The sequence below is a fragment of the Bradyrhizobium ottawaense genome, assembly GCF_002278135.3.
In the GTDB taxonomy this organism is placed as follows: Bacteria; Pseudomonadota; Alphaproteobacteria; order Rhizobiales; family Xanthobacteraceae; genus Bradyrhizobium; species Bradyrhizobium ottawaense.
Genome location: NZ_CP029425.2, coordinates 6,163,227 through 6,178,305, shown reverse-complemented (window position 1 = coordinate 6,178,305; position 15,079 = coordinate 6,163,227). Strand labels below are relative to the sequence as shown.

The window sequence follows — 15,079 nt, the reverse complement described above, 5'->3', positions numbered from 1 at the left end:
GATCGGCGCGCGCTTAGGGCGCGCTTGTCCGGGACGACAGTTGTGATTGTGGCTAGCCTACTCCGCGCTGCTCACCAGCTTGATCCGCGGCGACTGTTCCTCGGCGAGGCTGCGATAGGCGGCGAGGTAATCCAGTGCCATTCGCCGCGCCGTGAAACGCGCCTCGAACTGCTTGCGGATCGCAGTGCGGTCAAGTTGCGGAAGGCGATTGACGACGCCGGCTGCACTCAGGACATCCTCGACGACGAAGCCGGTCAGCCCCTCGTCGATGATCTCCGGCACCGAGCCGCGGTTGAAGGCGACCACCGGCGTTCCGCAGGCCATGGCTTCGATCATCACAAGGCCGAACGGCTCCGGCCAGTCGATCGGCAGCAGAAGGCCGAGCGCGCCGCTCAAAAAGTCCGACTTCTCGTGATCGCTTATCTCGCCGATGAACTCCACCAGCGGATTGTTCTCGATCATCGGCCGGATCAGCTCGTCGTAGTAATCCTGGTCGGCACGATCGACCTTGGCCGCGATCTTCAGCGGAATGCCGCAATGGGTCGCGATCTTGATGGCGCGGTCGACGCCCTTCTCGGGCGCGATGCGGCCGAGCACGGCGAGATATTCCTGTTTCGCCGGCTTCGGCGTCAGCAAGTTCTCCGGAAGACCGTGATGAATCGTGGTCACCCAGTTCGCCTGCGGCACCGGCCGTCGCTGCGCATTGGAGATCGAAATGACGGGCATCTTCGAGAAGGTGTTGAACACCGGCTGATGCTCCGGCAGGTCGAGCCGGCCGTGCAGCGTGGTCAGGAATGGCGTCGGCTGGCGGTGGAACAACGACCACGGATAATAGTCGAGATGGAAGTGGAGGAAGTCGAACTCCTCGTCGTCACATTTTTGCCGCACACGCTCCAGCAGCACCATGTGCAGTGCATTGGGGTCACGTACGGAACCGTCGAGACGGAGCGCCTTGGGCCACAGCGCATCCAGCTTGGCTGATGTCTGCGAGTCGCCGCTGGCAAATAGCGTCACGTCGTGCCCGAGGGCCACCAGCTCTTCCGTCAACCAATGCACCACCCGCTCGGTGCCGCCATACAGCTTGGGTGGAACAGCCTCCGTCAACGGAGCAACCTGCGCGATGCGCATCTCACCATCTCCTTTGTGCGATCATGATCGTAGAAAGCCCCCGCTTGTCGGCACCGGCAATGCCAGCCAAGGGAACGTTCCCGCACTTGCGAAGTTCCTTCCTCCAAAGGTTACTTATTCGACACGTCCGGTGTTCGTCGCGATGCTGCCATCACATCTTCGCAGATCGTCCGCATCCGCATGTCGTGATGAGGTTGCCCGGGAACCGAGGCGAACTGGTCGATGTTCAGTCGATCAGTAACAAAATGAAGACCAGCAAACGGGGCGATAGCCAAATGGATCATCTTTCTGGATACGCGCGCAGGCCATTTGCCTTTGTCTTGCGCTATCTTCGGATGCGAATGGCATCGCATCTGGTGATCCTGGCCGCGGTCGTTGCGGCGGTTGCCTGCTCCGTAGGCACCCAATACGGGGTCAAATCCCTTGTCGACGCCTTGTCTGCGGGTCCTTCGCAAGGCGGCGGCGTATGGCTGGCATTCATTTTACTCATGTCGCTGATCGCCGCTGACAACTTCCTGTGGCGGATCGCGAGCTGGACGGCGAGCTTCACCTTCGTTCGTGTCACGGGAGACTTACGACGTGACATATTTCGTCATCTGACCGGACACGCGCCGAGCTACTTCTCGGACCGGATGCCCGGCATGTTGACGAGCCGTATCACCGCGACGTCGAACGCGGTGTTCACGGTTGAGAACATGTTCGTCTGGAACGTTTTGCCGCCCTGCATTGCCACAATTGCGGCAATCGCCCTGATTGGAACCGTCAGTCCTTACATGGCGCTTGGCCTGATCGTGATTGCCGGCGGCATGGTGGTTGCGATGTTCCGCCTCGCCGCCGCGGGCAAGCCGCTGCATGACGATTTCGCCGACAAGGCCGCCGTCGTCGACGGCGAGATGATCGACGTCATCAGCAACATGCCCCTGGTGCGGGCCTTCTGCGGTATCGGCCACGAGCACGAGCGGTTCGACGCGACCGTGAGCCGGGAACTGACCGCGCGAAGCCGCAGCCTGCGTTATCTGGAAAAGCTGCGGCTGCTGCATGCCGCTGTGACCGTGCTTCTGACGATCGCGCTGATGGCCTGGGCAGTCACGCTCTGGCAGCAGGGCGAGGCGACCACCGGCGACGTGGTGCTGGTCTGTACGCTCGGTATCTCCATCCTGAGCGCGACGCGCGACCTTGCGGTGGCGCTGGTCGACGTAACCCAGCACGTTGCGCGGCTGACCGAGGCGATCGCCACGCTGCTGGTGCCGCACGAATTGCGTGATCATCCCGAGGCGGAGCCTCTGGTCAAGAGCGGCGCCGCGATCGCGTACAATAACGTCACCTTCGGCTATCCCGGCGGCGAGAAGATCTTCGAGCGCTTCAGCCTGCGGCTCCAGCCCGGCCAGCGCGTCGGCCTGGTCGGCCAATCCGGCGGCGGCAAGTCCACACTGTTCACGCTGCTGCAGCGCTTCTACGATACCGACGAGGGCAGCATCACGATCGACGGCCAGGACATTTCGAAGGTCACGCAGCAGAGCCTGCGCGAGGCGATCTCCGTGGTGCCCCAGGACATTTCCCTGTTCCACCGTTCCATCCGCGAGAATATCCGCTATGGTCGGCCGAATGCGACCGATGACGAGGTGCTGCGCGCGGCGATCGCAGCACGCTGCGATTTCGTCGAGAGCCTGCCCGATGGCCTCGACACCATGGTCGGCGACCGCGGCGTCAAGATGTCCGGCGGCCAGCGCCAGCGCATCGCGATCGCGCGCGCCTTCCTGAAGGATGCGCCGATCCTGCTGCTGGACGAGGCGACCGCCGCGCTCGACAGCGAGTCCGAGGAAGCGATCCGCGAGGCGCTATCGCGCCTTATGCGCGGCCGGACCGTCATCGCGATCGCGCACCGGTTGGCGACGCTGCGCAATTTCGACCGCGTGGTGGTGCTGAAGCATGGTAAGATCATCGAGGACGGTTCGCCGGAGCGTCTGATGCAGGGCCACGGGCCATATCGTGAGCTGGTCACGCGGGAAATGAGCCGGCTCGCGCAAGCCGCCGCGTAAACCCACAGTCGCGTTCTCGAGTCGGTTGCGTTTCGAAACAAGCGCAGGGGAGCAGCTCATGTCGGCCGAAGCCGTAGCCCAATTCGTCTCCGTGACGCGCACCTCCGAACAGGTTGCGGAACAGCCTTTCTACATTCCCATGACCGGGCCGTCGGCCCGGCCGCGGCGGTCCCTAAAGCACGACGACACCTTCATCGTGCTCGACAGCCATGGCGACATCGGCGCCTCCGCCGGCGGGCCGGACGGTCTGTTTCACTACGACACCCGCTATCTGGCACGGCTGGAGCTCGTGCTCGACGACCTCCAGCCGCTGCTGCTCGGCTCCAATCTGCGCGACGATAATTCGTCGCTCACCGTCGATCTCACCAATCCCGACATCTACCGTCAGGGCCGCCTCGTCTTCCAGAAGGACCTGCTGCACATCGTGCGCACGATCTTCCTGTGGCGCGGCACGGCCTATCAGCGCATCGGCGTGCAGAACCACGGCGACGGGCGGGCCAGTTTCGAGCTGACGTTGCTGTTCGACAACGATTTTGCCGATCTGTTCGAGGTCCGCGGCGAGCGCCGCCCGCGCCGCGGGACCGGCACGAGCAAATTGCTCGGGCCGACCGACGTCCTGTTCGAATATCGCGGCCTCGACGACACCGAGCGCACCACCGGCCTGCATTTCGACCCGCGTCCGACGCGGCTGTCGGTGAATGCCGCGACCTGGCAGATCGAGCTGGACCCGCATGAATCCAAATCGCTGTTCGTCGCTGTATCCTGCAACCGGCCGGTCGCGGAGAAGCCCGCACGCTTCTTCAGGGGCCTGCTCGCCCATCGCCGCGAGATGCGCCGGTCCACGATGGGCGCCGCCAGCATCGAGACCTCGAACAACATCTTCAACGAGGTGCTGTGCCAGGCCATGGCCGACCTCAACATGCTGATGACGGAGACGCCGCAGGGGCGTTATCCCTATGCCGGCATTCCCTGGTACTCGACGACGTTCGGCCGAGATGGCCTGATCACCGCGCTCCAGATGCTGTGGGTCGATCCGCGCGTCGCCAAGGGCGTGTTGCGCCGGCTCGCGCATTTCCAGGCCAAGGCGACAGATCCGCTCGCCGATGCCGCGCCCGGCAAGATCCTGCATGAGATGCGCGGCGGCGAGATGGCGGCGCTGCGCGAGGTGCCGTTCGCGCAATATTATGGCAGCGTCGATTCGACCGCGCTGTTCGTGCTGCTCGCCGGGAGCTATTTCGAGCGGACCGGGGACGAGAAGACCTTGATCGAGCTATGGCCGGCGATCGAGGCGGGGCTGGCCTGGATCGACGGTCCCGGCGATCCGGACCAGGACGGCTTCGTCGAATACCAGCGCGCGACCGAGAAGGGGCTCGCCAACCAGGGCTGGAAGGACTCGTACGATGCGATCTTCCATGCCGACGGCCAGCTTGCGGAAGGCAATATCGCGCTCGCCGAAGTCCAGGGCTACGTCTACGCAGCCAAGCTGCTCGCTGCGCGTTGCGCGCTGAGGCTCGGCAAGCCGGACCGTGCGCGTAAGCTCGAGGCCGAAGCCAGGACGCTGGCTGAGCGCTTCGAGAAGGCGTTCTGGTGCGAGGAGCTCGGCAGCTACGCTCCCGCCCTCGACGGCAAGAAGCGGCCCTGCAAGGTGCGGACCTCGAACGCCGGCCAGGTGCTGTTCAGCGGCATGATCCGCGAGGACCGTGCCCGCCTCGTCGCCGCCGATTTGATGCGGCCGCATTTCTTCTCGGGTTGGGGCATCCGCACGGTCGCCGTCGGTGAGGTGCGCTACAACCCGATGTCCTATCATGACGGGTCGATCTGGCCGCACGACAACGCGCTGATCGCGCTCGGGCTCGCGCGCTACGGCCTCAAGCATTCGGTCGCGCATGTCTTCAAGGGGCTGTTCGACGCCGCCACCTATATGGACCTGCGCCGGTTGCCCGAATTGTTCTGCGGCTTCCGGCGCGAGAAGCGCCGCGGCCCGACGCTCTATCCGGTCGCCTGCGCGCCGCAGGCCTGGGCCAGCGCGACGCCGTTCACGCTGCTGGAGGCGGCGCTCGGCATCGAGTTCGACGTGGCGCGCAGCGAGATTCGCCTGCGCAACCCGCATCTGCCGGCGTTCCTCAACGAGGTGATCCTGCGCGATCTCAGGCTCGGCGAATCCAGTGTCGATCTTCGTGTCAGCCGACACGGCGACGACGTGGCGCTGGAAGTCTTGCGCACGCGCGGCCAGATCCAGGTGTCGATCGTGCTGGCGCGCTAGCGGCGCGCAGGGAGAGTGTCATGCGTGCGATCGGAGCGTTGATCCTTGGCATAGCCATCGTCGCGGGCCTGGCGGTGGCCACGTCGCGCGCCGCAGAGGAGCCGCCTGCAGGGCAGAGCGAGGCGAAAGCGCCGACGGCAGCGTCGCCGACCTCGGCCGTCCCGGTCACGCCGAAGGACGCCGCGCCGCCGCCGTCGGTGACCATCATCGGCGCGAGCGAGGCCCATGGCGTGCTCGGCCGCGACGTGCGTAGCGCCGCGGATGAGGACATGGGTCGCATCGTCGACGTCATCGTCGACCGCGGCGGCCATGTCCGCGCCGCGGCCATCGATTTCGGCGGATTTCTCGGGGTCGGCAGCCGCAAGATCGTGGTGGATTGGAACGCATTGCGCTTCGGCAAGATTGCCAACAAGAAGGACAGCATCACGCTGGAACTGACCAAGGCGCAGGTCGCGGCCGCGCCGGAATACAAGGAAGACACGCCGATCGTCGTGCTCGGCGCGTCCGGCAGCCTTCAACCGCTGCAAGCGATCCAGTGAGGTGCCGGGAGGGCTGACCGCCTGTGCTGTTGTCGAGGAAGCCGAACCATGCGGATCGTGACGGCCGCGCCGAGCAGGACAACGTCACCGCGCCATCGGCCGCGGGCATTCCTGCGCCGTCGCGCCAGAGCCTGCGTGGCCTCGACTGGTTCATCTTCTTCCTCGCCGACGTGCAGACCGGATTCGGTCCCTTCGTCGCAGTCTATCTGACGACCCAGAAATGGACCGAGGTCGAGATCGGCCTCGTGCTGTCGATCGGCGGTATCGTCGCGTTGATCGGGCAGATGCCGGGCGGGGCGATCATCGATGCCGCCAAATCGGAGCGACTGGTCGCCGCCCTTGCGATCGCCACCATCGGCGCTTGCGCGCTGGCCTATGCCGCGATGCCGATCTTTCCGGTGGTGGTGGCCGCGGCCACCCTGCATGCGGCGGCGAGCTGCGTGCTGGGGCCGGCGATTGCGGCGATCAGCCTTGGCCTCGTCGGCCCGCTCGCGATCGGCGAGCGGCTCGGCCGCAACGCGCGCTTTGCCTCGCTCGGCAACGGCGTAGCGGCGGCGGTGATGGGCACCGCGGGCTATCTGCTGTCGAGCCGCTCGGTCTTCCTGGTCACATTCCTACTCGCGATTCCGACCCTGATCGCCCTCTCGCGCATCCGCGAGCACGAGGTCGACATTGCGCGCTGCCACGGCGAGATGCCGCGCGAAGCGGCGGACCGTGGCGACACCAATATCTGGCACCTGATCCGGCAGCGGCCGCTCATCGTCTTCGCCCTCAGCGTGCTGTTGTTGCAGCTGGCGAATGCCGCGATGATGCCGCTGATGGCGAGCGCTGTGACGGCGCGGTCCGCCCAATGGGCGACGGTGCTCGTCGCCTTTTGCATCGTCGTTCCGCAAGCGATCGTGGCGCTGCTGTCGCCGACGGTCGGGCGCAAGGCGCAAGCGTGGGGCCGGCGGCCGTTGCTCCTGATCGGATTCGGCGCGCTGACGATTCGCGGCCTGCTGTTTGCGACCGTGCGTGATCCGTATCTGCTGGTCGCAGTGCAGGTGTTCGACGGCCTCACTGCGGCGGTGTTCGCGGTGATGATTCCGCTGATCGTGGCCGATGTCGCCTTCGGCAGCGGCCATTTCAACCTGGCGCAGGGCATCGTCGGCACTGCGATCGGCATCGGCGCGTCCTTAAGCACTGCGCTCGGAGGCTATGTCAGCGACAAGTTCGGCAATGCGACCGCCTTCATCGGGCTGTCCGGCGTTGCCGCGACCGGGCTCTTGCTGATTCTGTTCGTGATGCCGGAGACGCGGCGCACGGCATGATTCGAGGCCCAAAGAAAATGGCCGGCCGAAACGCGTTCGGCCGGCCAAGTGGGTAGGGAGGAGGAAGATCAGGCGTCGAGATGTTGCAGGCGCTGGCGGTTGCGCAGCACGATCTGGCGGGCGCCGGAGAAGCCCAGAATCCCCTGGGCGTGAAGCAGCGACAGCGCGCGCGACACGGTTTCGAGGGTGAGGCCGAGATAGTCGCCGATGTCGCGGCGGCACATCGGCAGCGCCATCATGCCGGCAACGGCGAGGCGGCGGTCCATTTCGAGCAGGAAGGTCGCAACGCGCTCCATCGCGGTCTTGCGGCCCAGCAGCAGCATGTGATCCTCGGCATGGCGCAGCTCCGAGGCGGTCATGGCCCAGAGCTTGCGGGCGACCTGGACGTCGGTGCCGGCGGCCTTCTCGAGGCTGGCGCGCTTCACGAGGCGCACGGTGGTGTCGATGATGGCTTCGGCAGCAAGGCGGTGAGCCGGACCGGATTCGAGGCCGAACACGTCGCCGGGAAGATGGAAGGCGCCGATCTGGCGGCGGCCGTCGGACAGGAGCTTGTAGCTGCTCACTGCGCCGGACACGACCTGGTAGACATATTCGGCCGGCTCGTCCTCGCCATAGATCTCCTCGTCCTTGCGGTAGGAGAACTCGGTGGCGACGAGGCCGACATGGCCGGTGATGGCGCCGAACTGGTCGGTAACGGGATGGCCTGGGGCGATCTTGCCAACAATCTGGGTGTTGATCGCCTGGGTGTTGAGGGTCTGGGTGAGCATCTGCGCCATCTCCGTTGTGATGACGCTTTGGTACGCGGTATCGGGGGCTTCGAAAATTTCGAGCGATATCTTAAGGGGGTCTACCTACGTAGAATCCCGTAGGTCACGCGCGGGGGCGGTCCTGAATGGCCCGGCGGATGCGCTTGATCAGGTTTTCGTCGAGAAGCGGCTTCAAAACCACGTCTTTGACGCCCGCCGCGGCCGCCCGGGTCGAGATGTTCTCGTCCGGATAGCCGGTGATCAGGATCACGGGGGCGCCGCGGTCGGCCTCGCGCAGGCGGCCCGCCAACTCGATGCCGTTGATGTCGGGCATCTTGTAGTCGATCACGTAGCAGTCCGCCCCGCGCGCGCCGCCGGCGTTGAGCAGCGCGGTGCCGCTCCTGAAGGTCCGCACGGCAAAGCCGTCGGTTTCCAGCAGGAACCGCAGAGAGCCCAGGACGGCGGCATCATCATCGACCACGTAGACGGTGGGGAGCGCTGAGGACGACGGCCGCTCATGATGTGAACCGACCTCGATCATGCTGCTTGGCTAGCACGGCGCCGGGAAGGGGCCTTGACTTGCCTCAATCCCGTTTGCCCCTATCCGACTTGCCTCAATCGTTGAGCATGCCGGCGCGCATTGCGAGGCGGACCAGCTCCGACAGGCTGTTGGCCTGCATCTTGGTCATGACGTTGGCGCGGTAGACCTCGATGGTGCGCGGGCTGATGTCGTATTCGCGGGCGATCAGCTTGTTGGACAGGCCCGCGATCAGCCCCTCCATGACTTGGCGCTCCCGGGGACTCAAGGAGGCGACGCGGGCGGCGATGTCCTGCGTGACGGCCTCGCTCCTGGCGGCGGGCTCGGCCTGGCGGATCGCCGATTCGATCATCGTGGTGAGGCGGTCGTCCTCGAACGGCTTTTCCAGGAAGTCGACCGCCCCCAGCTTCATCGCCTCGACTGCGAGCGGCACGTCGCCATGACCGGTCATGATCAGGATCGGAAACGGGCTTTGCTGCGCCTTCATCCGCTTGAGCAGCTCGATCCCGTCGAGTCCCGGCATGCGCACGTCGGAGACGACGCAGCCGAAGGCGAGGCCGGGCAGGGCGTCGATGAAGCTCTGCGCACTGTCGAACAGCGTGACGCCGAAGCCGGCGGAATCCAGCAGGAAGTTCAGCGAATCCCGCATCGCCGCATCGTCGTCGATGACGTAGACATGTCCCTTGGTCGTCATGAATCGGTTCTCGTCAGTCAGTTCTCGGCGGTCGCCGGCAAGGTGAAGCGGAATGTCGCGCCGCCCGATGCATTGCTCTCGGCCCACATGCGGCCGCCGTGAGCCTCGATGATCGAGCGGCTGATGGACAGTCCCACGCCCATGCCGGTTTCCTTGGTGGTGAAGAAGGTTTGAAACAGGTTTGGAATGACGTCGCCCTGGAAGCCGGAGCCGGTGTCGGAGACCTCCACCTCGATCATGTCGTCGGCGACGCGGGTGTTGGCGACGACGAGCTCGCGGCGCGGCGACTGCGCCATCGCCTCCAGCGCGTTGCGGAACAGATTGACCAGCACCTGCTGGATCTGCACCCGGTCGGCGAGGACGAGATCGGCGTCGGGATCGAGGCTGAAGCGGAGCTGTACGTTCTGCTCGCGCGCGCCGGCAAGCCCGAGCGCGCCGGCCTCCTCGATCAGCTTGGACAGGCTCTCGACCCGCTTCTCCGACTCGCCGCGCGAGACGAAGTCGCGCAGGCGCCGGATGATCTGGCCGGCGCGCAAGGCCTGCTCCGCCGCGCGATCCAGCGCGCTTTCGATCTTCGGCGTGTTCGCGTCGGTGCTGCCGGCGAGCAGCCGCCGCGATCCCTTCATGTAGTTGCTGATCGCGGCCAGTGGCTGATTGAGCTCGTGGGCGAGCGCGGAGGCCATTTCGCCCATCGCAGTCAGTCGCGAGACGTGGACGAGCTCGGATTGCAATTCCTGGAGCCGGGCCTGGGTCTGCTGGTGCTCGGTGAGGTCGCGGACGAATCCGGTGAAATAGGGCTCGCCGGCGGATTCCATCTCTCCGATCGACAGGTGCATCGGAAATGTCGTGCCGTCGCGGCGCTTGCCGGTCACGATGCGGCCGATGCCGATGATGTGCGGATCGTTCGTGGAGCGGTAGCGGGCGATGTAGCCGTCGTGGCGGGTGCGATCAGGCTCCGGCATCAGAATGCTGACGTTCTGACCGATCGCCTCGTGCTCGGACCAGCCGAACAGGCGCTCCGCAGCCGTGCTGAACAGCTGCATGATGCCGTGGCCGTCGATGACGATCATGGCGTCGGGAATAGTATGAAGAATCGAGCGGAGGTGGGTCTCGCGCGTGCGCAGCGCCTCCTCCACCTGCTTTTCCTCGTCGATGTCGAGAAAGATGCCGCTGAGATGACGCGCCGTGCCGGCTTCGTCCCGAATGAGTCCGGCTCGGGCGCGAATCCATTGCCCGTTGCCTGAGGGGTGCGCGACCTTGAAAGACACGTCAAAGCTGCCGCCACGCTCGGAAACGCGCTTGATTGCGCTCTCGACCCGCTCCCTATCGGTCGGTTGAAGCCGCGACAGGAAGAGATCGTAGCTCGCCGGCTGACCCGGTTCGGCGCCGAGCAGAGCCCTGGCGGTATCGGACCAGTCCAATTCCCGTGTCGCGAGGTCGAGGTCCCAGGTGCCGACGCCGAACCCCTCGATCCGAACGCGAAATCGTTCGCCCCGACCGTCGTCCTGCGAGTGCGTTACGCGGGTCGGCGACAAATGATGCTCCTCATCCTGATGCGGCGGCTCCGGACGCGGTTACCGCTCCCCTAATGTCGCCTAAGGCCGGGCCGGAGGCAAGTTCTGTCGGTTTGCCGATTGACGGCAAGTCGAGCGCCGGCGCCCTCCTTGATCTATCTCATCCCGATGTGCGGAGGCAGGCGTAAATTTCACCAAAGTCTTTGCACTGGAGAATTCCGATGACATACGCGACGGTGATGGTCAGCCTGGCGCTCGACCAGTCCAACGAAGCGCGTCTTCAGGTCGCGGGCGAGCTCGCCGAACGATTCGAGGCTGATATCGTCGGGGTCGCCGCGGCCCAGTTCGCGCCGCCGCTCTATTTCACCGACGGCGCCGAGGCGCAAGCGCTGATCGACGAGGGCGAAGCTTCGGTCAAGCGGCGGCTGGCTGGCCTCGAGGCGCAGTTCCGCGCCGCCACCAGGAATCGCGGCGGATATGCGGAGTGGCGCAGCGCCATGGACTTTCCGGCGCGATTCGTCCTGGCGCAGGCGCGCTGCGCCGACATCGTGGTCAGCGGCGGGCAGAGCCCGGCCTTCTCCGATGCGTTCGCGCTCGCGAGCCCCAAGGACCTGGTGATGCAGGCCGGCCGTCCGCTTCTCGTCGTCCCCGATCGGGTCAATTGGCTCGATCTGCGGAATGTGCTGGTGGCGTGGAAGGACACGCCGGAGGCCCGGCGGGCCGTGTCCGACGCGCTGCCGATGCTGCGCAAGGCGAGGGACGTCACCATCACCACAATTCCGGAGCGCGACGACGACCGTTCGGTCGTGATGGCCGGCGTCACCGACGTTGCGGCCTGGCTCGCCCGCCACGGCGTCACCGCGACCGCGCGCATCTACGAAGGCGCCCGGAACGAAACCGCCGCCGCGCAATTGGAGAAAGTCGCCGGCGACGTCGATGCCGGCCTGATCGTTGCGGGCGCCTATGGTCATTCGAGATTTCGTGAACTGATCCTGGGAGGCGTCACCCAATATCTGGTCACGCAGACCGCCCGCAGCGTGCTGCTGTCGCACTGACGGCCGGCCAGAATCGAATCGAGGAGGACGCGCCGTGTACAGATTTCTTGAACAAACCGTCGACGGCTACATGACGCGCAACGTCAAGGCGGTGCAGCGCGACCGTGACCTGCTCGAGCTCAGCGAGATGTTCGAGACCGATGATTTCAACTCCTATCCGGTCGAGGACGACGGGCAGGTGGTCGGCATCGTCACCAAATTCGACATCCTGAAGTGCTTCGCCTTCACGCCGAGCCAGATGCTGCCCCGCTATCACGACCTGATGAGCCGCAAGATCGGCGACGTCATGACGCCCGAGTTCATCTATGTCAGCCCCGACACGCGGCTGACGCGCGTGCTCCAGATCATGGTGGAGCACCGCATCAGGAGCATCATCGTGCTCGACGGTGCGCAGAAGCTGGTCGGAATCATCGCCCGCGAGGATGTCATCGCGGCGCTGAAGGCGACCGCGCGCGACTGACGGACTATCCCTGATCGATTTCATTGTCGCCTCCGTGATTATACGGAGGCTATTCCCGTTTGCGCGTCACGCCGGGTGCTCGCGGGTCGAGATTTCAAGGGGAACCAAAAGGATCATCGCCGGCTACGTAGAACTTAAATGCCTGTCTTGATTTCAATCAATTCCGAGTGAGGGTGAATGTGGTTTCTGGCGCTGTGTTCTTTCAGAGAGAATCCGCATGAGCCAGCCCTCCATTTCCAAATCCATGTCCATCGGTGAAAGCGGCCTGGCTGTCGTGTTCGCAGTCACCGCCTTCCTCTGCGTGATCGCCTCGGCCAAGGCGCTGGATGCGCCGTTCGCCTTCCATGCCGCGCTCAGTGCGGCAGCGAGCCTTGCCGCAGTGTTCGTCATCGTCAATCGCTACCTCGACCGGCCGGCTACGCTGCCGCCGGCGGAGATCAACGGCCGCCCCAACTACAACATGGGGCCGATCAAGTTCACCGCCTTCATGGCGATGTTCTGGGGCATCGCGGGCTTCCTCGTCGGCCTCATCATCGCCTCTCAGCTGGCCTGGCCCGCGCTGAATTTCGATCTGCCCTGGACCAGCTTCGGCCGGCTGCGGCCGCTGCACACCTCCGCCGTGATCTTCGCCTTCGGCGGCAATGTGCTGATCGGCACATCGTTCTACGTGGTGCAGAAGTCCTGCCGCGCGCGCCTCGCCGGCGACCTCGCGCCCTGGTTCGTCGTGGTGGGCTACAATTTCTTCATTCTCGTCGCCGGCACCGGCTATCTGCTCGGCGTCACCCAGTCGAAGGAATATGCCGAGCCGGAATGGTATGCCGATTTGTGGCTGACGATCGTCTGGGTGACCTATCTGCTCGTCTTCCTCGGCACGGTCATCAAGCGCAAGGAACCGCACATCTTCGTCGCGAACTGGTTCTATCTCGCCTTCATCGTGACGATCGCGGTGCTGCATCTCGGCAACAACCCGGCGCTTCCCGTCTCGGTGTTCGGCTCGAAGTCCTACGTCGCCTGGGGCGGCATCCAGGACGCCATGTTCCAGTGGTGGTACGGCCACAACGCGGTCGGCTTCTTCCTGACCGCCGGCTTCCTCGCCATCATGTACTACTTCATCCCGAAACGCGCCGAACGGCCGATCTATTCCTACCGGCTGTCGATCATCCACTTCTGGGCACTGATCTTCCTCTACATCTGGGCAGGTCCCCACCATCTGCACTACACGGCGCTGCCCGACTGGACGCAGACGCTCGGCATGACCTTCTCGATCATGCTGTGGATGCCCTCCTGGGGTGGCATGATCAACGGTCTGATGACGCTGTCGGGTGCCTGGGACAAGCTGCGCACCGATCCCGTGCTGCGCATGCTCGTCGTCTCCGTCGCCTTCTACGGCATGTCGACCTTCGAAGGTCCGATGATGTCGATCAAGGTGGTCAACTCGCTCAGCCACTACACCGACTGGACCATCGGCCACGTGCACTCCGGCGCGCTCGGCTGGGTCGGCTTCGTGTCCTTCGGCGCGCTCTACTGCCTGGTGCCGTGGGCCTGGAATCGCAAGGGGCTCTACAGCCTGAAGCTCGTCAACTGGCACTTCTGGGTCGCGACCCTCGGTATCGTCCTCTACATCTCGGCGATGTGGGTGTCCGGCATCCTCCAGGGTCTGATGTGGCGCGCCTACACTTCGCTCGGCTTCCTCGAATATTCCTTCATCGAGACGGTCGAGGCGATGCATCCCTTCTACATCATCCGCGCCGCCGGCGGCGGGCTGTTCCTGATCGGCTCGTTGATCATGGCCTATAACCTCTGGATGACCGTTCGCGTCGGCGAGGCGGAAGTCCAGATGCCCGTCGCTCTTCAGCCGGCGGAATGAGGAGCTCCACCATGTCGTTCTGGACACGCCACCAAATCTTCGAAAAGAACTCGATCATCCTGATCGTCGGCATCCTGCTGGTGATCGCGATCGGCGGTCTCGTCGAGATCACCCCGCTGTTCTACCTCAAGAGCACGATCGAGAAGGTCGACGGGGTCAGGCCCTACACGCCGCTGGAGCTGGCGGGCCGCAACGTCTACGTTCGCGAGGGCTGCTATCTCTGTCACTCGCAGATGGTCCGCCCGCTGCGCGACGAGGTCGAGCGCTACGGCCACTTCTCGCTCGCCGCCGAGAGCATGTACGACCATCCGTTCCAGTGGGGCTCGAAGCGCACCGGTCCAGACCTTGCCCGAGTTGGCGCAAAGTATTCCGACGACTGGCACGTCACCCATCTGACCAACCCGCGCGCGATCGTGCCGCAGTCGGTGATGCCGGGCTATCCGTTCCTCAGCCAGACCGAGGTCGACCCGGACACGATCGCCGACCACATGCGCACGCTGAAGGCCGTCGGCACGCCGTACACGGACGACCAGATCGCCAACGCGGGCGCCGACATGAAGGCCCAGGCCGACCCGGACAATTCCGGCGGCGACGCCTTCAACAAGCGCTACGCCAAAGCCGTCGTGCGCAATTTCGACGGCAAGGCCGGCACGCCGACCGAGATGGACGCGCTGGTTGCGTACCTGCAGATGCTCGGCACGCTGGTCGACTTCAAGATCTACAACGAGAAAGCCAATCTTCGCTGAGAAGGCATGAACGATGAAAGCTATCCTGTCAGTCCATAATCTAGCGTCCGAGCTCGTGACGACGATCTGGACCCCGGTGTTCGTCGCGATCTTTCTCGCGATCATCGCCTACGCATTTTGGCCCCGTAACAAGGCTGTCTTCGACGAAGCAGCGCACCTGCCGTTGCGGGAGGAGTGAGA

At 64.7% G+C, this 15,079-nt stretch carries 14 protein-coding genes; 9 read left to right on the top strand and 5 right to left on the bottom strand.

Features of this window, described 5'->3' with window-relative positions; translation table 11 throughout:
- Window positions 1–57: 57 nt before the first annotated feature.
- Entirely contained in the window at window positions 58–1,128 is a 1,071-nt protein-coding gene (locus CIT37_RS29250; RefSeq protein WP_028143097.1) for a glycosyltransferase family 4 protein, read from the bottom strand.
- Window positions 1,129–1,403: 275 nt separating this feature from the next.
- Here CIT37_RS29250 and CIT37_RS29245 point away from each other — a divergent pair, with 275 nt between their 5' ends.
- From CIT37_RS29245 to CIT37_RS29230, 4 genes are read left to right on the top strand one after another with little or no spacing between them, the layout of a single operon-like run.
- Entirely contained in the window at window positions 1,404–3,167 is a 1,764-nt protein-coding gene (locus CIT37_RS29245) for an ABC transporter ATP-binding protein (RefSeq protein ID WP_028143096.1), read from the top strand.
- A gap of 58 nt (window positions 3,168–3,225) precedes the next feature.
- The gene (locus tag CIT37_RS29240; RefSeq protein ID WP_028143095.1) at window positions 3,226–5,430 is read left to right on the top strand and encodes an amylo-alpha-1,6-glucosidase; all 2,205 of its coding nucleotides are present in this window, start codon (window positions 3,226–3,228) and stop codon (window positions 5,428–5,430) included.
- Window positions 5,431–5,450: 20 nt separating this feature from the next.
- Window positions 5,451–5,969: a PRC-barrel domain-containing protein gene (locus tag CIT37_RS29235; RefSeq protein WP_028143094.1), complete on the top strand. Its 519-nt coding sequence runs from the start codon at window positions 5,451–5,453 to the stop codon at window positions 5,967–5,969.
- A 23-nt stretch (window positions 5,970–5,992) separates the two neighbouring features.
- Complete coding sequence (locus tag CIT37_RS29230) at window positions 5,993–7,279, top strand: MFS transporter (RefSeq protein WP_095426398.1); 1,287 nt, start codon at window positions 5,993–5,995, stop codon at window positions 7,277–7,279.
- Window positions 7,280–7,347: 68 nt separating this feature from the next.
- On the opposite strand, the gene CIT37_RS29225 is transcribed toward CIT37_RS29230, so the two are convergent.
- The 4 genes from CIT37_RS29225 to fixL form a co-directional block, all read right to left on the bottom strand.
- Window positions 7,348–8,046 (bottom strand): helix-turn-helix domain-containing protein, encoded by a 699-nt coding sequence (locus CIT37_RS29225; RefSeq protein ID WP_038946979.1) that lies wholly within the window; start codon window positions 8,044–8,046, stop codon window positions 7,348–7,350.
- 103 nt (window positions 8,047–8,149) lie between these two features.
- Complete coding sequence (locus tag CIT37_RS29220; protein ID WP_028143091.1) at window positions 8,150–8,566, bottom strand: response regulator transcription factor; 417 nt, start codon at window positions 8,564–8,566, stop codon at window positions 8,150–8,152.
- 73 nt (window positions 8,567–8,639) lie between these two features.
- Entirely contained in the window at window positions 8,640–9,257 is a 618-nt protein-coding gene (fixJ, locus tag CIT37_RS29215) for a response regulator FixJ (RefSeq protein WP_028143090.1), read from the bottom strand.
- Between the two features lie 17 nt (window positions 9,258–9,274).
- A complete protein-coding gene (fixL, locus tag CIT37_RS29210) occupies window positions 9,275–10,792 on the bottom strand; it encodes a sensor protein FixL (RefSeq protein ID WP_028143089.1) in 1,518 nt (505 codons plus the stop codon).
- A gap of 200 nt (window positions 10,793–10,992) precedes the next feature.
- On the opposite strand from fixL, the gene CIT37_RS29205 reads away from it, so the two are divergent.
- The 5 genes from CIT37_RS29205 (at window position 10,993) to CIT37_RS29185 (ending at window position 15,077) form a co-directional block, all read left to right on the top strand.
- Entirely contained in the window at window positions 10,993–11,826 is an 834-nt protein-coding gene (locus CIT37_RS29205; protein WP_028143088.1) for a universal stress protein, read from the top strand.
- Window positions 11,827–11,860: 34 nt separating this feature from the next.
- Window positions 11,861–12,286 carry a CBS domain-containing protein gene (locus tag CIT37_RS29200; protein ID WP_028143087.1) on the top strand — a complete coding sequence of 142 codons (426 nt, stop codon included), beginning with the start codon at window positions 11,861–11,863 and terminating at the stop codon, window positions 12,284–12,286.
- A 217-nt stretch (window positions 12,287–12,503) separates the two neighbouring features.
- A complete protein-coding gene (gene ccoN / locus CIT37_RS29195) occupies window positions 12,504–14,153 on the top strand; it encodes a cytochrome-c oxidase, cbb3-type subunit I (RefSeq protein ID WP_028143086.1) in 1,650 nt (549 codons plus the stop codon).
- Window positions 14,154–14,164: 11 nt separating this feature from the next.
- Entirely contained in the window at window positions 14,165–14,899 is a 735-nt protein-coding gene (gene ccoO, locus CIT37_RS29190) for a cytochrome-c oxidase, cbb3-type subunit II (RefSeq protein ID WP_018322741.1), read from the top strand.
- 13 nt (window positions 14,900–14,912) lie between these two features.
- Window positions 14,913–15,077: a cbb3-type cytochrome oxidase subunit 3 gene (locus CIT37_RS29185; RefSeq protein ID WP_018322742.1), complete on the top strand. Its 165-nt coding sequence runs from the start codon at window positions 14,913–14,915 to the stop codon at window positions 15,075–15,077.
- Window positions 15,078–15,079 lie beyond the last annotated feature (2 nt).